Raw genomic sequence first — 18,092 nt, 5'->3', positions numbered from 1 at the left:
ACGCCTATCCGCGCAGCGCCACGCGCAAACATATTTTTACAAAATGACACAACCCTTCGGCACCAGCCTGAGAAGCTTTTGCCAACTGAGCACGAATGGGTGTCAATCCATCAGTCCGCGTTGTCGCTGCCCGGCGCGGGCTCGCGCACGCCGGAGCCCTTGCCTTTGGCCTTGGCGCGTGCGTCCTTTTTGGCCTGGCGCTTGGCGTCCTCGGCCAGGCCGGCGGCGCGCCAGGCCTCGAACTCAGCGGGCGTCTCCAGCGTGATGCGGCCCAGGATGGCGGAGCGGAAGTCCGTCATCACGATTTCGGCCGTTTTTTGCAAGTTCACCCGGCCGCCGCCCAGCATGGCGCCACGCTTTCTGCCAATGGCTTCGAGCAGTTCTTCGTCGTGCATGCTGGCCATGGCACCGGCGGGCAGGCCGAGCTTGTAGCGCGCCTCCAGCAGCGGGGCGTAGTTCTGCTGAAGGCGGCGCAGCAGCTCCAGCGCCACCAGTTCTTCATCGTAGGCGTTGCGGCCCACGGCGCCGCTGGCGGCCAGGTTGTAGCCGGTTTCGGGCACCACGATGCGCGGCCACAGCATGCCGGGCGTGTCCCACAGGTAAAAATCGTCGGCCAGCGTGATGCGCTGCTCCAGCTTGGTGATGCCCGCCTCGTCGCCGGTCTTGGCCTGGCGCTTGTTGCTGAGCGTATTGATCAGCGTGGACTTGCCCACGTTGGGCACGCCGCAGATCAGCACCCGCATGGGCTTGGCCATGCCGCCCCGGTTGGGCGACAGCAGGTGGCAGGCGTCGATGAGCTTGCGCGCGGGCGCGGGGTCGGACGCATCGAGCGGCACGGCGCGCGTGTCGCTCTGGGCGTTGTACCAGTCCACCCACAGCGCCGTGCGCTCGGGATCGGCCACGTCCTGCTTGTTGAGCACCTTGAGCGTGGGCTTGTGGCCCGTGATCTCGGCCAACAGCGGGTTGGCGCTGGAGCCGGGCAGGCGCGCGTCCAGCACCTCGATCACCACGTCGATGTCCTTGATGCGTTCGGTGATCGCTTTGCGGGTCAGGTGCATGTGACCGGGGAACCACTGGATGGCCATGCGGGGGTACTTTCTTCTGTTTTCTAGACGATCTGAGGGTGGCAAGGATAATCGCGGTCTTCCCTGCTCCGCACCACAGCGTTTTTTGCCCTCATGCCCACCCCCATCGACACCCCGCGCAAAACAGCCGCCAGCAAGGCCGACAAGGAGCTGCTGTTCAAGGGCGTGACCTGCGCCCTGATCGGCCTGGTCATCCTGCTGGCGCCCTATGTGGCCCGCTCTGCCAGCGTGCGCGAACTGATGGCCCAGGCGGCGCTGGTGGGCTGGTTTGCGCTGGTGCTGGGCATTGCGTTCGGGGTGCAATACGGCGTGCGCCGCGCCAAGGCCGGGCGCAGCCAGCCGTGACAACGGCATCCGAGGTCCGCGCCGTGGACGGCGCCTCGGCCCAGTCCATGTTCCAGGCCCTGCAGCAGCGCGCGGCCGATGCGGGCATCCCCCTGCGCAAGCCGCCGCCCGAACCCACCACCTGCTGCGGACGCGGCTGCAATGGCTGCGTGTGGGAGGGGTTTCTGGACGCCGCCGAATACTGGCGGCAGGAAGCGCTGCTGCAGCTTCAGGGCTGATCTTCTAGCAATTTGGGCTGTAGCGCTTATTTATCAAGCGCTATTAATTGTGCAGCAAAACTTCTACACCTACCGTTCGGGCTGAGCTTGTCGAAACCGTGCGCTCATCAAGCCACATGCCTGGGCTGAGGACGGGAGCCGGGGTGTGCGCCCGGCGGCGCAGCGCGTGGCGCTTGCGCCAGCGAGATGGGGGCCGAGCGCAGCGATGGCCCGTGTGGTTGTTTGGATGTTCGGCTGTCCACCCCATCTGGCTGCGCCTGCGGCGGGGCGGTTGTGGGGTGAGCATGCGCGCTAGTGCGCGCATGCCTCGTCATCTGACTCGCCGTGGTTGTCCGAGCGGCGCGCGCAGCGCACAGCGAGTTCCACGGCGCACCCCGCAACCGCCCCGAACCCAGGCATACATCCAAATCAGCCAACAAACCCAGGCTTCGACGAGCTCAGCCCGAACGGGTGGGGGAATACCCAAGCTTCAACACGCTCAGCCCGAACAGTGGGCGCAGAAGTGATTCCAGATAAAAACAGCCTCTAGCGCTTGATAGACAATCGCCAATAGCTACCAATTCAATAGCATCAACCCAGCTCTTTCACCGCCATGTACTGCTCGCGCCACTCCTCGAAAGGCAGCGTATCGGCAGCTTCGATGGCTTTTTGCGCGGCAATCGACTCGTCAGCCATGGCCAGGTAACGCGCCTGCTGCTCAGCCATCCAGGGCAGTCCCAGCAGTGCATCGCGGGCGGCCATGGATTGCTGGCGGGCAAAGACCTCAAAGTTGTGGTGGTGCTCGCGCGCCATGCGGTCGAGTACACGGGCCGATGGCGTGCGCTCGGGGGCGGCCAGGAGTGCTTGAGCGTCGCGCAGCGCGGCGCTGTAGTCATCCGTGCCGTGGGTGGCGTCGAGCGCCGCCGCCAAGGGCGCGCACTCGGCCAGCACCTCGGCGCCCCATTCGGTCAGCAGCACGCTCTGGCCGTTGCGCGTCAGGTGCAGGCCCGGCTCGCGGCCCCGCTCTGCCGTGAGGTGCTGGTTGTGCTTGAGTTCGGCGATCTCCGCGGGTGTGTCGGGCGGGCTGTCAGACAACAGGCAGTGCAGCAAAAACACGTCAAGCAAACGCATAGTGGGCGCCGTGATGCCCACTGGCACGAACGGGTCCAGGTCCATCAGCCGCACTTCGACGTATTCCACCCCGCGCTCGCGCAAGGCGTGCAGCGGGCGCTCGCCCGTGCGCACGGTGCGTTTGGGGCGGATGGTGCCGTAGAACTCGTTTTCGATCTGCAGCAGGCTGGTGCCAAGCTGGTTGTAGTCACCGCCAGGGTTGCGCACGCCCACGGCTTCATAGGCTGGATAGGGCTTGGTCAGTGCCTCGTGCAGCGAGTTGGCGTAGCCCGTGAGGCCGTTGTAGCTCACGGCCAGCGTGGCCTGCGCGTCGCTCTGGTAGCCCAGGCGCCCCATGCGCAGCGAGGTGGCGTGTGGCAGGTACAGCGCCTCGCCGCCCTCCATCGATTGCAGGCCGTGCTGGCGCCCCTCTACAAAACACGAACACAGCGCGGGCGAGGCCCCAAACAGGTACAGCAGCACGAACGCATGGCGGCGGAAGTTGCGGATGAGCGAAAAATACTGCTCGCTCGTCACGCCCGGGAGCGACCAGTTGTAGTGGATGCCCGAGATGGTCTGCATGCGCCGCCCGTAACGGTAGCCCAGGCCCATGCGGTACACACTTTTGGCGCGGCCCACGTTGGAGCTGCCATACCGGCCAATCGGAATCGTCTCGTCCGTGGGCAGGCCGCAGGGCATGCTGGAGGCCCAGAGCAGCTCGCCGCCGCTGTCCTTGAGCGTGCGCTGCACGAACTGGTGCACCTCGGTCAGCTCATTGAGGCAGGCCAACACGCCCTTGTGGGCGCCGGTGATGAGTTCAAGCTGCGATTCGCTGTAGTCGGTGGTGATCAGCGGGTGCGTGAGCGCCGAGCCCAGCGCCAGCGGGTGCGGCGTGAGGGCGAGGCCGCCCTTGGGCAGCACCCGAAGGCCTTCTTTTTCGATGCCGCGGCGGATCCCTGCCAGGGCATCCACCGGGTAGGCGGCGGCCAGTCTCTCTTGCAATGTGCTCATGTCTTTGTACCGATCCAACGTCCTTCTATCGGCCCGGAACTTAGCACGGAGCAGGCTGGCGTGTGTGGACCTGGCTTAAACCCTGGCCGCCATGGCCTTTCCGACCTCGTTGGTTCCCTGGGCTGCACCACTTTGTGGTACTTGCTCGCCCGCACGCTCGGTCACCTCGGCCAGGCGGGCCGCCAGTTGCTCGGGCACATCGGCGCCAACACCCAGGTGGATGCCCTGGGTGAGCGTGATGTGGGCGGCCTCGAAGGTGCCCGCGCCCGCGCACAGGATGGTGCGGCTGGGGGCGCTTTCGTGCGCCAATACCAGCATGGCGGGCACCACGGCCTCGGGCCTCAAGGCGTCCAGCACCTCTTGTGGCATCAGGCCTTCGGTCATGCGGGTGGCGGCCGTGGGTGCCAGGGCGTTCACATGGATGTTGTACTTGGCGCCTTCGATGGCCAGCGTCTGCATCAGCCCCACCTGGGCCAGCTTTGCCGCACCGTAGTTGGCTTGGCCAAAGTTGCCGTACAGGCCGGTGGAGGAGGTCGTCATCACGATGCGGCCGTATTGCTGGGCCACCATGTGCGGCCACACGGCCTTGCAGCAGTTGGCAGCGCCCATCAGGTGCACATCCACCACCAGGCGGAAATCTGCCATGTCCATCTTGGAAAACGACTTGTCGCGCAGGATGCCCGCGTTATTGACCAGAATGTCCACACGGCCCCAGGCGTCGATCGCCTGTTGCACCATGGCCTCGACGGCCGCGAAATCGGTGACGGACGCGCCATTGGCCAACGCCTCGCCGCCCGCCGCGCGGATCTCATCGACCACGGCCTGCGCCGCGACCGCGGTGCCGCCGCTGCCGTCCACCGCGCCGCCCAGGTCATTGACCAGCACCTTGGCGCCCCGCGCCGCCAGCGCCAGTGCATGCTGGCGGCCCAGGCCACCGCCTGCGCCCGTCACGATGGCCACGCGGCCTTGGAAGTCGATACCCATGGATGCTTCTCCTGTTGATTGGTGAGTTAATTGGTTGTGTTTGAGAAATGGACGAGGGAAAAAAACCTGCGCGTGGCACTGTAAGCCACCCGCCGCGTAACGACGGTTGCGCGCGCGACTGCGCCGCGCCGCCACCAGGCGCCCACCCGTGGTCAGTACCGCACCGGCTGGCTGTAGCGCGGGTCGCGGTGCCAATCCCAATAGGTCTGCACCAGTTGGCGCACCACCGGGCCCACGGCGCCGTTACCCACGGCCTGGCCGTCCACCCGCGTCACCGGCAGCACACCACCGCCCGAGGTGGACAAGAACACCTCGCGCGCACCCCGCAGTTCGTCCGCAGGCAGCGCGCGCAGATCCAGTGGCAGGCCCAGCGCGGCGGCCATCTCGATCACCGTGCGCCGCGTCACGCCCTCCAGCACGCCCTCCGCGGGCGTGACGATGCGGCCTTGCGCATTCACGCAAAACACATTGAAGCCCGGCCCCTCCACCACGTTGCCCGCCGCATCACGCAATACCACCGTGTCGCCCCCGGCATCGAGCGCGCCCAGGAGCCCCATGGTGAGGTCGTTCCAGTGGTAGTTTTTGGCGCGCGGGTCCACGCTGCTGGCCGGGATGCGCTGCACATCGCTGACGATGAGGTTCAGCCCCTGCGCGCGCTGCGCCTCGTTGGCGATCCACACATAGGGCACAGCAAAAGCGTAGAACTGGTTGACGGCCTGGCGCGGATCACGCGAGCCCCAGGGCGGCTGGCCGCGCGTGACGATCATCTCCACATACGAACTGCGCAGGCCCGACAGGCGTACGCACTGCTCCAACACCGCCGCGATCTCGGCAGCCGTGCGCCCCGGATCAAGGCGAAAACGCGCGCAACTGGCCAAAAAACGCTCCATGTGCGCATCGAGCCGAAAGAACGCGCCGTCCCACACCGTGACCACGTCATAGGTCGCGTCGGACCGCAGAAAACCCCAATCGGTGATCGGTATCGCGGCCTCGCCAATGGGCACATACTGGCCCCGCACATAGGCGACGCCCTGGGAGTAATCGGGTAAGGTGCTCATGCCCCTATTCTGACGTGCGCCGCGTGAAGCGGCTGCGGAGGCAACGCAGCCCCTAATGCTGCGACCTTGCTTCTGGAATTCAGTCCCTACAACTGAGCCAAAAATTGGCTCGCACGGCCAAAACAGCAGGCTGTTTTTCTCAAATCGTATCGAACCATGACAGACACACTCAATGATTCGATGGATTGCAAAACGAAGATCTGCTGCTGCGCCAAAGCAGCCCTGGTGACACCCCCTCTCAACAAGGCCGTTCATAAAAACTAGAATTGAGGGTTTTGGCCTTCCATATTGCCCCCCAAAACCGGCCGCGACATCCATGTCAGACACATCCCAACCCCTACCCGCCCCTTCCCAAGACGACAACCAACTCATCGCCGAGCGTCGCGAAAAGCTCCGTGCCTTGCGCGAAGTGCAAGCCAGCGGCGGCGGTGTGGCCTTCCCTAACAACTTCAAACCCGCGCACAAGGCGGCGCAGCTGCACCTGGATCACGGTGAAACCGCCAATGAAACGCTGGAAGCCACACCCGTCAGCGTCAGCGTGGCCGGCCGCATGATGCTCAAGCGTGTGATGGGCAAGGCCAGCTTTGCCACGGTGCAGGATGGTTCGCTGGGTGACGTGGGCGGACGCATTCAGCTCTATGTGACGCGCGATGCCGTGGGCGAAGATCTGTATGCCGCCTTCAAGCACTGGGACTTGGGCGACATCGTGGGTGCTGAGGGCACGCTGATGAAGACCAAGACGGGTGAGCTGTCGATCAAGGTAACCTCCCTGCGCCTGCTCACCAAGAGCCTGCGCCCGCTGCCTGACAAGTTCCACGGCATGGCCGACCAGGAGCAGAAGTACCGCCAGCGCTATGTGGACCTGATCACCGACGAGCAGGCGCGCAAGCGCTTCATGGCGCGCAGCAAGGCGGTGAGCGGCCTGCGCGAGTTCATGGTGAGCCACGGCTTCCTCGAAGTCGAGACGCCCATGCTGCACCCGATCCCTGGCGGGGCCAATGCCAAGCCGTTCGTGACGCACCACAACGCGCTGGAACAGGAGATGTACCTGCGCATTGCGCCCGAGCTGTATTTGAAGCGCCTGATCGTGGGCGGATTCGAGCGGGTGTTCGAAATCAACCGCAGCTACCGCAACGAAGGTATCTCGGTGCGCCATAACCCCGAGTTCACCATGATGGAGTTCTACGCGGCATACTGGAACTACCTGGACCTGATGGACTTCACCGAGACGCTGATCCGCGAGGTGGCTTTGAAGGCCACGGGATCGCTGCAGCTGACCTACCAAGGCCGCGCGGTAGACCTGTCGCAGCCCTTTGCCCGGCTGACCATCCGCGAAGCAATCTTCCAGTACACCGAGGCCGGCGCCCATGTGGACGATGCCGCCTGGCTCATCAGCGCGCTCAAGAAGCTGGGGATGACGGAAGAGAAGGACAAGCTCTCGGCCCGCACCCTGGCCAGCCTGCAAGTGCTGTACTTTGAGGAAACGGTGGAGGACAAGCTATGGATGCCCACCTTCATCATGGAGCACCCCACCGAGATCTCGCCCCTGGCGCGTGCCAACGACACCCGCCCCGAGGTCACAGAGCGTTTCGAGCTTTACATCACGGGCCGAGAGTTCGGCAACGGTTTCAGCGAGCTGAACGATGCCGAGGACCAGGCCGCGCGCTTTCACGCCCAGGTGGCCGCCAAGGACAGCGGGGACGACGAAGCCATGTTCTACGACCACGACTTTGTGCGCGCGCTCGAATACGGCATGCCGCCCACGGGGGGTTGCGGTATTGGCATCGATCGCCTCATGATGCTGTTGACCGACAGCCCCAGCATTCGCGACGTGATCCTGTTCCCGGCTCTGCGCCGCGAATCCTGAGGCCTATGGGGCCAGTTGCCGGGGACGATGCCCTCCCCGGTGCCTCAGCCCCCGCCTTTTGACGGCCCCAAGGAGACACACCGTGCCATTCACACCCACCAACACGCCCACCCCGCCCTCCGAGCCCCTGCCTCCGGGCAGTGCTTTCTCGGTACTGGTGGTCGAGGACCAGCGCTCCGTGCGCGCTGCGCTGGTGGCCGAGTTGCGGCGGGCCGGGGTGTCCGACGTTTTTGAGGCATCCGAGGGCATCACCGCACTGGAGCTGTTCAAGACCCATCGCCCGGACCTGGTGCTGCTGGACATCCGGCTGCCCGGCCAGGACGGCTACTGGGTGGCCCAACAGATGCGCGAGAGCGAGGCCGGGGACTGGACTCCCATCATCTTCCTGTCGGGCCTGGACAACGAACTGGACGTGTGGCGCGGCATTGAAGTGGGTGGCGATGACTATCTCGTCAAGCCCGTCAAGCCCATCGTCATGATGGCCAAGCTGCGCGCCATGCAGCGCCTGCGGGACATGCGCCGCAGACTGGTGCAGATGTCTGCCGAGTTGCACACGGCCAACCAGCGACTCAATGAGATGGTGGAGATCGACGCCCTCACGGGGCTCATCAACCGCCGTGGTTTTGACCGCATTCTGCACAACGAGATCCTGGCCGCGCGCCGCGAGGGCATGCCGCTCACGCTGATGCTGTGCGACCTGGACCATTTCAAGCTTTTCAACGATTCCGCCGGGCACTTGAAGGGCGATGCCTGCCTTCGGGATGTGGGCCGCCTGTTGCGTGATGTGTGCGTGCGGCCCCGCGATGTGTCGACGCGCTACGGCGGCGAGGAATTCGCACTGATTTTGCCCAACACGCCGCGCTCGGGCGCCATGACCTTTGCCCGGGCCCTGGGGCAGCTGCTGAAGGTGCGCTCCATTGAGCACCCCAATTCGCCGCTGGGCAGGCTGCTGACGCTGTCGGGGGGGATCACCACCTGCGTGCCCGACGACAACACCAATGCTGAAAGCATGATCATGCGTGCCGACCAGGCGCTGTATGCCGCCAAGGCGCAGGGCCGCAATCGCTTTTTCAGCTTTGAAATGCAAATGGACACCTTGGAGCAATTGCGCAATTGAGTTTTCTGCAATTTTTATCATTCGACGCCACGGAGCGCAGCGCCCGCACCGCCGCGTACCGCATGCAAGCCCTCAAAGCCCGCCTGCCCGACTGGGTTCAGGACTGGCTGGAAGTCATCGTCCCAGGCGCACAGATCCTGCTGATCCTGTTTGTGGCCTGGCTGCTGCAAAAGTTGCTGCGCCGCATCGTGCGCCGCGCAAGCGTGCACTACCAGTTGCCCGACGAGATGCTGGCGCCCATCAATGGCCTGATCCGCTGGATCATCGTCGCCAGTGCCTTGCTGCTGGTGCTGGAACGGATGGGGGTGTCAGCCACGGTGCTGTGGACGGCGTTCACCGGCTTTGCCACGGTGGGCGCGGTGGCGTTCTTTGCGGCCTGGAGCGTGCTCTCCAACCTGTTTTGCGCGCTGCTGATCTTTACCGTGCGGCCTTTCCGCCTGGGGGAATACATAGAGGTGCTGGACACCGCCGACAAAGTGGGCGCCATGGGGCGCGTGGTGGACATCAACCTGCTCTACACCACGCTGGAAGACCGGACGTCCGAGCATGGCCACGCCTGGCTGCAGATTCCGAATACGCTGATGTTCCAGCGGGTGGTGCGCAGGTTCCAGGGGGTGCCAACCCCTCCGGCTCCTCCTGCAGCACCCACCGCACCAAACTCCCCTGCCAGCCCGGCGGACGCCGCACAAAGTGCTCCGGCCGCCCTGCCGCCAACCACCGGTTCGGGGATAGCGGCGACCCCTACACCACCTCAGCCATAGGGGAGGAGCGCGGCGTGGTGGCTGCGCTTTCCGCTCACGGCAGCAAATCCAGCGCCTGCAGATAGGCGGGCTGGTACATCAGGTCGTCCCAGGCCTGGGGCAGCGTCTCGGGCAGCAGCGCCACGCGGCGGGATTCGCTGTCCACACTGGGCTGCCAGCGGCCTTGCTGGCGGGCTTTTTCCAGGCCTTCGATCAACTCGTCCACCGCCCGGCCATCGCCCAGGCTTTGGTTGCACAGCAGCACCAGGTCGCAGCCCGCGTCCAGCGCGGCCACGGCGGCGTCGGTGTAGCTGACCACTTGGCCTTCGAGGCGGCGCGCGCCTTCCATGCTGAGGTCGTCGCTAAAAATGGCACCGTCAAAACGCATCTGGCGGCGCAGGATATCTTGCAGCCAGCGCTGCGAGAAACCCGCGGGGCGGCTGTCCACCTTGGGGTAGATCACATGGGCGGGCATCACGCTGGTGAGCGTGCTGCTGAGCCAGGGGTATGGCGCGGCATCGTCGGCCAGGATGGCCTTGAGGCTGCGTTTGTCCACCGGCACCTCGGTGTGCGAATCGGCTTTGACAAAACCATGGCCGGGGAAGTGCTTGCCACAATTGGCCATGCCCGCTTGCAGCAGGCCATGCATAAGGCTCTTGGCCAGCAGCGCGACCACACGCGGGTCGCGGTGAAAGGAGCGGTCGCGGATCACGCCGCTTTCGCCCCAATCAAGGTCCAGCACGGGCGTGAAGCTGAAATCCACACCACAGGCGCGCAGCTCGGCGCCCAGCACATAGCCCGCGGCCGTGGCCGCGTTGGTGGCGCGCAGCGCACCGCTGCCCGGCACAGCCTTGGCGCCCTTGCCGTCATCCATCCACATCTCGCCCAACGCGCGCATGGGCGGCAGGTGCGTGAAGCCATCGGTGCGAAAGCGCTGCACGCGGCCGCCCTCGTGATCCACGCAGATCAAGAGATCGTCGCGCACGGCTTTGATGCTGCAGGTGAGCTGCAGCAACTGCGCGCGGTTCTCCCAGTTGCGGGCAAACAGGATGACGCCGCCAGTCAGCGGGTGCGCCAGGCGGCGGCGGTCGGCGGCAGTCAGCGTGGTGCCAGCCACGTCAAGGATCAGGGGTGCGTGTTCGATCATGGGTTTCAACAATGAAATTACTATAAAAACAATAGCGCCTTGCGCTTATCCATCAAGCGCCAGAGGCCAATTTCGCTTCAATTTTCTCAACCACGCAGAAGCTGGCGGCGTAATCGGTCTCGTCGGTCACGCTCAGGTGCACCGTGAGGCCACGGGCCTCGAACCAATCTTTGAGATCGCCATGCAGCACGATCACTGGCTGGCCTGTGGGCAGCTTGGCCACTTCGCAGTGGCGCCAGGTCATGGGCATGCGCATACCCAGGCCAATGGCCTTGCTGAAGGCCTCCTTGGCGGAAAAGCGGGTGGCCAGGTAACGCAGGCCCCGGTCAGGCCAGCGCGCACTGCGTTCGCGCCAGGTGGCCAACTCGCCATCGGCCAGCACCTTATGGGCAAAACGCTCGCCATGGCGCTCCAGGCTGGCGGCAATGCGGCGCACGTCGCAGATGTCGGTACCAATGCCGTAGATCATGGTGAATTTTGAATGAAATTGGCCTCTAGCGCTTATCTATCAAGCGCTAGCAGCTATCAAATCAGGAGCTACTGACCTTGCCTGCAAACCCCGCCTCGATGCAGCCCAGGTAGGCCTGCACTGTGGCGGCATAGCCCAGCTCCAGCGCATCGGCGATCAGGGCATGGCCGATCGAGACCTCCAGCACACCAGGCACGCCGCGCACAAAGGCCGCCAGGTTGTCGCGGTTGAGGTCATGGCCTGCGTTCACCCCCAGGCCCGCGTCCAGCGCGGCCTGCGCTGCGGCCGCATAGTGCGCGAGCTCGATGGCGTGCTGGGGCGTGCCCCAGGCGGCGGCGTAGGGCTCGGTGTACAGCTCAACCCGGTCGGCGCCCACGGCCTTGGCGGCAGCCATCTGCTCGGGCACCGGGTCCATGAACAGGCTCACGCGCACGCCCAGGCTGCGGCATTCGGCGACCAGAGGCGCCAGGCGCTCGGCATCCTGCGGAAAACTCCAGCCGTGGTCGCTGGTGAACTGGTCTTCGCTGTCGGGCACAAAGGTGGCCTGGTGGGGGCGCACCTGGCGGATGAAATCCATCAGGTTCTGCGACGGATTGCCCTCGATGTTGTATTCGCGGTCGGGCCAGGCCTTCATCAGCGCAGCCAAATCGAACACGTCCTGGCTGCGGATGTGGCGCTCGTCGGGCCGGGGGTGCACGGTGATGCCCTGCGCGCCCGCCTGCAGGCACAACTCGGCCGCGCGGGTGACGCTGGGGATGCCCAGGTGGCGCGTGTTGCGCAGCAGGGCGACCTTGTTGACGTTGACGGACAAAGCGGTGCGTGGATGTGGGTTCATAGGGCCTGCAGGTCGATCATGAGCTGGCGGGTGCGCAGCGTAGGGCTGCCGCAATGGTATTGCAGCACAGCACGCAGTTGGGGCTTGAGTTCGGCGGCCACGGGTGCGCAGGCGCGCAGTGTGGCGGTGTAGCTTTCGGCATCGTCATCCAGCGCACACTGCAGGGCCTGCCACTGGCTGCCCGGCAACGCGGCCCGATCAGCGGACGAAGCCACACGCAGGCCGCCCTCGGGCACCAGCACGTAGCGTGTGCCGGGCTCCAGCGGGGCCAGCGTCATGGTCTGTGCGTCCAGGCTGGGCAAGAGGCCAATCTCGCGCAGCAGCAGCAGCTCGAAGCTGCGCAGCACGGGCTCCAGCGCATCGCCATGCTCGCTGGCCAGCACGCGCACCACGCCCGCATAGGCATCGAACAGCGCGGTGTGGGCGTCGGCCCGCGCCAGCAGGCGCAGCAGCAGCTCGTTGAGGTACATGCCCGACAACAGGGCATCGCCCGTGGGCATTACATGGCCACCCACCCACTCTGCCCCCTTGAGGGTGTGAATATCGGCATTGCCATCACCTGCCAGGGTGTAGGTGAGGTGCAAGGGCTGCAGCGGCAGCAGCACGGGGCGGAAGTTGGAGGTGGGCTTTTTGGCACCCTTGGCCACCAGCGCCACCCTGCCCTGGCGGCGGCAGAACACCTCCAGGATCAGGCTGGACTCGCTCCAGTCGTAGCTGTGCAGCACAAAGGCCGGTTCATCGGAAATGCGCTTGGCGGCAGCCACGGAAGCTCAGGTTTATTCGTAGCCGAAGGAGCGCACGCGTGCCTCGTCGTCGGCCCAGCCGGAGCGCACCTTGACCCACAGTTCAAGGAACACCTTGGCATCCATGAGCTTTTCCAGCTCCTGGCGGGCCTCGGTGCCAATGCGCTTCAAGCGCTCGCCCTTGTCGCCGATCACCATCATTTTGTGGTTGTCACGCTCGACCACGATGGTGGCAGCGATTTTCACCAGGCGCTTGTGCTGCTTGCTCTTTTCCTCATCGAACTTGTCGATGACCACGGTGGAGGTGTAGGGCAGCTCATCGCCCGTGAAGCGAAACAGCTTTTCACGCACGGTCTCGCTGGCCAAAAACTTCTCGCTGCGGTCGGTGAGCTCGTCTTCGGCATACCACCAGCCCTGCTCAGGCAGGTATTTGGCGCAGATGCCAAACAGGCGCTCGATGTCGCCCTTGTTCTTGGCCGACATGGGCACGAACTCGGCGAACGGGTGGCGCTCTTGCATGCTCTTGAGCCAGGGCGCCAGCTCGGCGCGGCGGTGCACCATATCAAGCTTGTTGGCCACCAGCAGCGTGGGGATGCCGGGCTTGAACAACGAGAGCACCTTGGCATCGGCCAGCGTGAAGTTGCCCGCCTCGACCACGAACAGGATCAGGTCCACATCGCCAATCGCGCCCATCACGGTTTTGTTCAGCGACTTGTTGAGCGCCGTGGCGTGGCGGGTCTGAAAGCCCGGCGTATCGACAAAAATGAACTGCGTCTGTTCCAGCGTGCGGATGCCGGTGATGCGATGGCGCGTGGTCTGCGCTTTGCGCGAGGTGATGCTGATCTTCTGGCCCACCAGGGCGTTGAGCAGCGTGGATTTGCCCACGTTGGGCTTGCCCACGATGGCGATCACGCCACAACGCTGGCCCGGAACCGCCGCGGGCACCGCAGCTGCGGCCAGCATGGCTTCGAGGTCATTTTGCACGGAGGTGCTTTCTGCGCCACCGTCACCAGCTACATTTTTAGTAGCATCATTCATAAATTCTTTGCTTTCAATGTGGCCAGCATGGCTGCCGCAGCCGCCTGCTCGCCCGCCCGGCGCGAGCCACCGATACCGCGTTCGGTCAGGCTCAGTTCGGGAATATCGCACTCGACATCAAAGGTCTGGCGGTGGGCCGCGCCCACGGTCGCCACCACTTTGTACTGCGGCAGCTTCATTTTGCGGCCCTGGAGCCACTCCTGCAACGCGGTTTTCGCGTCCTTGGACGCCGCCTGCATCTGGGGGTTGATTTCTACGCTTTCAAACAGGCGGTGCACCAGTGCTTCAGCGCTGGCATAGCCCGCGTCCAGATACACGGCGCCAATCAGAGCCTCCAGCGCGTCGGCCAGGATGGACGGGCGCTGCTGCCCGCCGGACTTGGCCTCTCCCTCACCCAAGCGCAGCACCTCGGAGACTTTGATCCGCAGGGCGAGCTGGTGCAAGGTGTCCTGCTTGACGAGATTGGCGCGCACCCGCGAAAGGTCGCCTTCCGGCAAGGCGGACAGCCGCTGGTACAGCAGGCTGGCCACCGCCAGGTTCAGGACAGAGTCGCCCAGAAATTCAAGCCGCTCGTTGTGGTCCGCAGAAAAACTGCGGTGCGTGGTGGCACGCTGGAGCAGCGAAGGATCGGAAAAAACATGCTGCAGGCGGCCCTGCAACGCAATAAGGCCGGGCTGCACCTAGTTGGTCTGCGCTTCAAAGCGGTAAACCAGATAGGCCGGGCCCGCCAAAGGGATTTCGCGCGAATACTTGAACGACACCACCACCTTGTCGCCACGTTTCGTCACTTCCAGATCCTTGCCCTGGATGGACCGGATGTCATCAATCGCCGCCGCGCGGTCGAACGCTGCACGCACGCCCGGCACCGTGGTCTCCACCTTGGCTTTTTCAATGGCCTTCTTCGCGGAGGTGTACTCCAGGAAGATGGGGACGGACTGCCCGCCGATGGCGAATGCGGCCACCGCAATCAGACCGATAAAGATCAAGCCGATAAAAGACAGCCCGCGCTGGCGCGAGCGGCTTGCGGTGCGATACATCTTCATAAATTACCCCTCAGTGTTGTGTGCAGCGGCCACGGCTCAATGGAACGAGCCGATGCGCTTGAGATTACCGAAATTCATCCAGACAAAAAAGGCCTTGCCGACGATATTGCCCTCTGGCACAAAACCCCAATAGCGGGAGTCCAGCGAGTTGTCGCGGTTGTCGCCCATCATGAAGTAGTGACCTTCAGGGACCTTGCAAGCGACCCCTTCCACACTGTAGCGGCAGTTTTCGCGATAGGCAAAATTGCTGGCACCTTGCACAAAAGCGGGCACGTCGGGGTTGTTCAGCAAACGGTGGGGCTTGTCGCCCAGTTGCTCCTCGAACTGCTTGAAGTAGCGCATCACGTCTTCTTCAAAAAAGTCCGGCACAGCCTTGGTATCGATGGCCTTGCCATTGATGGTGAGGCGCTTGTTGATGTAGGCCACCTCGTCGCCAGGCACGCCCACCACACGCTTGATGTAGTCCAGGTTGGGCTGGGGCGGGTAGCGGAACACCATAACATCGCCGCGCTCGGGCTTGTTGCCGTCGATGACCTTGGTGTTGATGACCGGCAGCCGAACGCCATAGGTGAATTTGTTCACCAGAATCAAGTCGCCCACCAGCAAGGTCGGAATCATGGAGCCCGACGGAATCTTGAAGGGCTCGAACAGGAACGAGCGCAGGAAGAACACCGCCGCGATCACCGGGAACAGCCCGGCGGTCCAGTCCAGCCACCAGGGCTGCATGAGGATCTGGCCCTTGGCCTCCTGCACATCCACATCAACCTTCTGAATGCCCATGCGATCGAGTTCTGCGCGGCGCGCCACGGCGGCATCTTCAATCGCTTGCGCCGCACGGCGGCGGCGCGGCAGGAAATAAAACCGCTCTCCCAGCCAGTAGGCGCCGGTGATCACCGTGGCCAGGAACAGCAGCAACGCAAAGTTGCCCTCGATGGCGCCAAAGTACCAGGCGCCCACATAGCCAGCGAACCCGGCCAGCACCAACGACGTGAGAATTTGCATGAACTGCATCAATCTTCCACCTGCAAAATGGCCAGGAACGCCTCCTGGGGCACCTCGACCGAACCGATCTGCTTCATCCGCTTCTTGCCCGCCTTCTGCTTTTCGAGCAGCTTGCGCTTGCGGGTAATGTCACCGCCATAACACTTGGCCAGCACGTTCTTGCGCAGGGCCTTGATGGTCTCGCGCGCGATGATGTTGGCACCAATGGCCGCCTGGATGGCCACGTCGTACATCTGGCGGCTGATGATCTCGCGCATCTTGGCCACCACCGCACGGCCCCGGTACTGCGACTGCGAGCGGTGCACGATGATCGACAGCGCGTCTACCTTTTCGCCGTTGAGCAGGATGTCCACCTTGACCACGTCGGAGGCACGGTACTCCTTGAACTCGTAGTCCATGGAGGCATAGCCGCGCGAGACGGATTTGAGCTTGTCGAAGAAATCGAGCACGATCTCGCCGAGCGGCATTTCATACGTCAGCATCACCTGGCGGCCGTGGTAAGCCATGTTCATCTGCACACCACGCTTTTGGTTGGCCAGCGTCATCACCGGGCCCACATAGTCCTGGGGCATGTACAGGTGCACCGTGACGATGGGTTCGCGGATTTCCTCCAGGCGGCCCTGGTCGGGCATCTTGGAGGGGTTTTCGACCATGATGACTTCACCATCGGCCTTGACCACCTGGTAGACCACGCTGGGCGCGGTGGTGATCAGGTCCTGGTCGAACTCGCGCTCCAGGCGCTCCTGCACGATCTCCATGTGCAACAGGCCCAGGAAGCCGCAGCGGAAACCAAAACCCAGCGCCTGGCTGACCTCGGGTTCGTAGTGCAGCGACGCATCGTTGAGCTTGAGCTTTTCCAGCGCATCGCGCAGCGAGTCGTACTCGCTGGCTTCTGTCGGGTACAGGCCCGCGAACACCTGGGGCTGGATTTCCTTGAAGCCAGGCAGCGCCTCGGCCGCTGGACCCGCGTTGTTGGGCAGCTTCTTTTCAAGCGTGATGGTGTCGCCGACCTTGGCGGCCTGCAGCTCTTTAATGCCAGCGATGATGTAGCCCACCTGTCCCGCATCGAGCGAATTGCGTGGCTCGTTGGCCGGGGTGAACACACCGAGGTTGTCGGCGTTGTACACAGCCCCGCTGGCCATCATCTTGATGCGCTCGCCCTTGAGCAGCCGGCCGTCGACCACACGCACCAGCATCACCACACCCACGTAGCTGTCGAACCAGCTGTCGATGATCATCGCGCGCAGCGGGCCACTGGCATTGCCGCGCGGCGCAGGCACCTTGGCCACGATGGCTTCGAGAATCTCGTCGATGCCCATGCCAGTCTTGGCCGAGCAGGGAATGGCATCCGTCGCGTCGATACCGATCACATCCTCAACTTCGGCCTTCGCGTTGTCCGGATCGGCATTGGGTAGATCCATCTTGTTGAGCACGGGCAGCACTTCCACACCGAGGTCCAGCGCCGTGTAGCAGTTGGCCACGGTCTGTGCTTCCACGCCCTGCGAGGCATCGACGACAAGCAGCGCGCCTTCGCATGCAGACAGCGAACGGCTCACCTCATACGAGAAGTCCACATGCCCTGGCGTGTCGATCAAATTGAGGTTGTAGATCTGCCCATCCTGGGCCTTGTACTGCAGCGCCGCGGTCTGCGCCTTGATGGTTATCCCACGCTCTTTTTCGATGTCCATCGAGTCCAGAACCTGGGCCTCCATCTCGCGCTCTGCAAGCCCGCCACATCGCTGGATCAGGCGGTCGGCCAACGTCGACTTGCCATGGTCGATGTGCGCAATGATGGAAAAATTTCTGATGTTGTTCATCAACGGAAAGCGTCAAGTGATTGAATTAAAACGGCGCCCACAAGAAAAAAGGGCGCGTCGAGTGGCGACGCGCCCTGAACCAACAATCATTGGCAACTGCGATAGTTGGAACTTCATTGTAGGCAAAAAGGCTGCCGGGGAAAGCCCGCTCGACTGCATCCAAAGAGAGTTGTTGGTCTGCAACGAGGATTTTATGCACAGTTTATTCACAGTTGACACAACAACAACGCTGGACAACTTGTGGGTGAGCTGTGGATCGGCTGTGCATTGCACAACAACATCCCGCATCGTGAACCCGACGCCAGTCAATATGCAGATAAGCGTTGAACGGAAGCCTCTATTCTATCGAATCTGATTGATAGAGGTCCAAAAAGTTAGCAAAAGCTAACATCTAGACTTTGCGTCAGGACGCTGGCAAAACCCCACAAAAAAAAGTCCCCACCAAAAGACCCAGCCAAATCAGGGGCATCGGCCACTTGGCGGC

19 protein-coding genes are annotated in these 18,092 nt (G+C 63.6%); 6 read left to right on the top strand and 13 right to left on the bottom strand.

The window, feature by feature from the left end:
* Positions 1-110 precede the first annotated feature (110 nt).
* A complete protein-coding gene (ylqF, locus tag Q0105_RS06550; protein ID WP_298209967.1) occupies positions 111-1,085 on the bottom strand; it encodes a ribosome biogenesis GTPase YlqF in 975 nt (324 codons plus the stop codon).
* Positions 1,086-1,178: 93 nt separating this feature from the next.
* On the opposite strand from ylqF, the gene Q0105_RS06545 reads away from it, so the two are divergent.
* Both Q0105_RS06545 and Q0105_RS06540 read left to right on the top strand, forming a co-directional pair.
* Positions 1,179-1,430: a hypothetical protein gene (locus Q0105_RS06545; RefSeq protein ID WP_298209966.1), complete on the top strand. Its 252-nt coding sequence runs from the start codon at positions 1,179-1,181 to the stop codon at positions 1,428-1,430.
* Positions 1,431-1,477: 47 nt separating this feature from the next.
* Positions 1,478-1,648: an oxidoreductase-like domain-containing protein gene (locus Q0105_RS06540; RefSeq protein ID WP_298210096.1), complete on the top strand. Its 171-nt coding sequence runs from the start codon at positions 1,478-1,480 to the stop codon at positions 1,646-1,648.
* Between the two features lie 570 nt (positions 1,649-2,218).
* Here the strand turns inward: Q0105_RS06540 and gshA are convergent.
* The 3 genes from gshA to Q0105_RS06525 form a co-directional block, all read right to left on the bottom strand.
* Positions 2,219-3,748 carry a glutamate--cysteine ligase gene (gshA, locus tag Q0105_RS06535; RefSeq protein WP_298209965.1) on the bottom strand — a complete coding sequence of 510 codons (1,530 nt, stop codon included), beginning with the start codon at positions 3,746-3,748 and terminating at the stop codon, positions 2,219-2,221.
* Positions 3,749-3,823: 75 nt separating this feature from the next.
* Positions 3,824-4,732, bottom strand: a complete 909-nt coding sequence (locus tag Q0105_RS06530; protein ID WP_298209964.1) for an SDR family NAD(P)-dependent oxidoreductase — start codon at positions 4,730-4,732, stop codon at positions 3,824-3,826.
* A 152-nt stretch (positions 4,733-4,884) separates the two neighbouring features.
* Positions 4,885-5,790 carry an aminotransferase class IV gene (locus Q0105_RS06525; RefSeq protein WP_298209963.1) on the bottom strand — a complete coding sequence of 302 codons (906 nt, stop codon included), beginning with the start codon at positions 5,788-5,790 and terminating at the stop codon, positions 4,885-4,887.
* A gap of 316 nt (positions 5,791-6,106) precedes the next feature.
* Between Q0105_RS06525 and lysS the strand changes: the two genes are divergently transcribed.
* The 3 genes from lysS to Q0105_RS06510 all read left to right on the top strand — a co-directional run bounded on the left by lysS (position 6,107) and on the right by Q0105_RS06510 (position 9,535).
* Positions 6,107-7,657: a lysine--tRNA ligase gene (gene lysS, locus Q0105_RS06520; RefSeq protein ID WP_298209962.1), complete on the top strand. Its 1,551-nt coding sequence runs from the start codon at positions 6,107-6,109 to the stop codon at positions 7,655-7,657.
* An 82-nt stretch (positions 7,658-7,739) separates the two neighbouring features.
* Positions 7,740-8,774 carry a diguanylate cyclase gene (locus Q0105_RS06515; RefSeq protein WP_298209961.1) on the top strand — a complete coding sequence of 345 codons (1,035 nt, stop codon included), beginning with the start codon at positions 7,740-7,742 and terminating at the stop codon, positions 8,772-8,774.
* 62 nt (positions 8,775-8,836) lie between these two features.
* Complete coding sequence (locus Q0105_RS06510; protein WP_298210094.1) at positions 8,837-9,535, top strand: mechanosensitive ion channel family protein; 699 nt, start codon at positions 8,837-8,839, stop codon at positions 9,533-9,535.
* Positions 9,536-9,569: 34 nt separating this feature from the next.
* Here the strand turns inward: Q0105_RS06510 and nagZ are convergent, their stop codons facing one another.
* The 9 genes from nagZ to lepA all read right to left on the bottom strand — a co-directional run bounded on the left by nagZ (position 9,570) and on the right by lepA (position 17,608).
* Positions 9,570-10,661, bottom strand: a complete 1,092-nt coding sequence (nagZ, locus tag Q0105_RS06505; protein WP_298209960.1) for a beta-N-acetylhexosaminidase — start codon at positions 10,659-10,661, stop codon at positions 9,570-9,572.
* A 52-nt stretch (positions 10,662-10,713) separates the two neighbouring features.
* The gene (gene acpS, locus Q0105_RS06500) at positions 10,714-11,130 is read right to left on the bottom strand and encodes a holo-ACP synthase (RefSeq protein ID WP_298209959.1); all 417 of its coding nucleotides are present in this window, start codon (positions 11,128-11,130) and stop codon (positions 10,714-10,716) included.
* Between the two features lie 61 nt (positions 11,131-11,191).
* Entirely contained in the window at positions 11,192-11,965 is a 774-nt protein-coding gene (locus Q0105_RS06495) for a pyridoxine 5'-phosphate synthase (RefSeq protein WP_298209958.1), read from the bottom strand.
* Entirely contained in the window at positions 11,962-12,729 is a 768-nt protein-coding gene (gene recO / locus Q0105_RS06490) for a DNA repair protein RecO (RefSeq protein WP_298209957.1), read from the bottom strand. Before recO ends, Q0105_RS06495 begins: the two co-directional genes overlap by 4 nt.
* A gap of 12 nt (positions 12,730-12,741) precedes the next feature.
* A complete protein-coding gene (era, locus tag Q0105_RS06485; RefSeq protein ID WP_298209956.1) occupies positions 12,742-13,746 on the bottom strand; it encodes a GTPase Era in 1,005 nt (334 codons plus the stop codon).
* Entirely contained in the window at positions 13,743-14,426 is a 684-nt protein-coding gene (rnc, locus tag Q0105_RS06480) for a ribonuclease III (protein ID WP_298209955.1), read from the bottom strand. Before rnc ends, era begins: the two co-directional genes overlap by 4 nt.
* The gene (locus Q0105_RS06475) at positions 14,427-14,789 is read right to left on the bottom strand and encodes a DUF4845 domain-containing protein (RefSeq protein ID WP_298209954.1); all 363 of its coding nucleotides are present in this window, start codon (positions 14,787-14,789) and stop codon (positions 14,427-14,429) included.
* 36 nt (positions 14,790-14,825) lie between these two features.
* Positions 14,826-15,800 (bottom strand): signal peptidase I, encoded by a 975-nt coding sequence (lepB, locus tag Q0105_RS06470; protein WP_298209953.1) that lies wholly within the window; start codon positions 15,798-15,800, stop codon positions 14,826-14,828.
* Positions 15,800-17,608: a translation elongation factor 4 gene (gene lepA, locus Q0105_RS06465; protein WP_298209952.1), complete on the bottom strand. Its 1,809-nt coding sequence runs from the start codon at positions 17,606-17,608 to the stop codon at positions 15,800-15,802. The genes lepB and lepA overlap by 1 nt, the downstream gene beginning before the upstream one ends.
* On the opposite strand from lepA, the gene Q0105_RS06460 reads away from it, so the two are divergent.
* The gene (locus Q0105_RS06460; RefSeq protein WP_298209951.1) at positions 17,598-17,963 is read left to right on the top strand and encodes a hypothetical protein; all 366 of its coding nucleotides are present in this window, start codon (positions 17,598-17,600) and stop codon (positions 17,961-17,963) included. The genes lepA and Q0105_RS06460 overlap by 11 nt on opposite strands.
* Positions 17,964-18,092: the final 129 nt, after the last annotated feature.

This window comes from Acidovorax sp., assembly GCF_027492855.1.
Classification (GTDB): domain Bacteria; phylum Pseudomonadota; class Gammaproteobacteria; order Burkholderiales; family Burkholderiaceae_C; genus Acidovorax.
This window is presented reverse-complemented; position numbering and strand designations above follow the sequence as displayed.

Coding starts and splice junctions, on each gene's coding strand:
- ylqF (WP_298209967.1), bottom strand. CDS start 1,085: ATGGCCATCCAGTGGTTCCCCGGTCACATGCACCTGACCCGCAAAGCG.
- Q0105_RS06545 (WP_298209966.1), top strand. CDS start 1,179: ATGCCCACCCCCATCGACACCCCGCGCAAAACAGCCGCCAGCAAGGCC.
- Q0105_RS06540 (WP_298210096.1), top strand. CDS start 1,478: ATGTTCCAGGCCCTGCAGCAGCGCGCGGCCGATGCGGGCATCCCCCTG.
- gshA (WP_298209965.1), bottom strand. CDS start 3,748: ATGAGCACATTGCAAGAGAGACTGGCCGCCGCCTACCCGGTGGATGCC.
- Q0105_RS06530 (WP_298209964.1), bottom strand. CDS start 4,732: ATGGGTATCGACTTCCAAGGCCGCGTGGCCATCGTGACGGGCGCAGGC.
- Q0105_RS06525 (WP_298209963.1), bottom strand. CDS start 5,790: ATGAGCACCTTACCCGATTACTCCCAGGGCGTCGCCTATGTGCGGGGC.
- lysS (WP_298209962.1), top strand. CDS start 6,107: ATGTCAGACACATCCCAACCCCTACCCGCCCCTTCCCAAGACGACAAC.
- Q0105_RS06510 (WP_298210094.1), top strand. CDS start 8,837: ATGCAAGCCCTCAAAGCCCGCCTGCCCGACTGGGTTCAGGACTGGCTG.
- nagZ (WP_298209960.1), bottom strand. CDS start 10,661: ATGATCGAACACGCACCCCTGATCCTTGACGTGGCTGGCACCACGCTG.
- acpS (WP_298209959.1), bottom strand. CDS start 11,130: ATGATCTACGGCATTGGTACCGACATCTGCGACGTGCGCCGCATTGCC.
- Q0105_RS06495 (WP_298209958.1), bottom strand. CDS start 11,965: ATGAACCCACATCCACGCACCGCTTTGTCCGTCAACGTCAACAAGGTC.
- era (WP_298209956.1), bottom strand. CDS start 13,746: ATGAATGATGCTACTAAAAATGTAGCTGGTGACGGTGGCGCAGAAAGC.
- Q0105_RS06475 (WP_298209954.1), bottom strand. CDS start 14,789: ATGAAGATGTATCGCACCGCAAGCCGCTCGCGCCAGCGCGGGCTGTCT.
- lepB (WP_298209953.1), bottom strand. CDS start 15,800: ATGCAGTTCATGCAAATTCTCACGTCGTTGGTGCTGGCCGGGTTCGCT.
- Q0105_RS06460 (WP_298209951.1), top strand. CDS start 17,598: ATGTTGTTCATCAACGGAAAGCGTCAAGTGATTGAATTAAAACGGCGC.
- lepA (WP_298209952.1), bottom strand. CDS start 17,608: ATGAACAACATCAGAAATTTTTCCATCATTGCGCACATCGACCATGGC.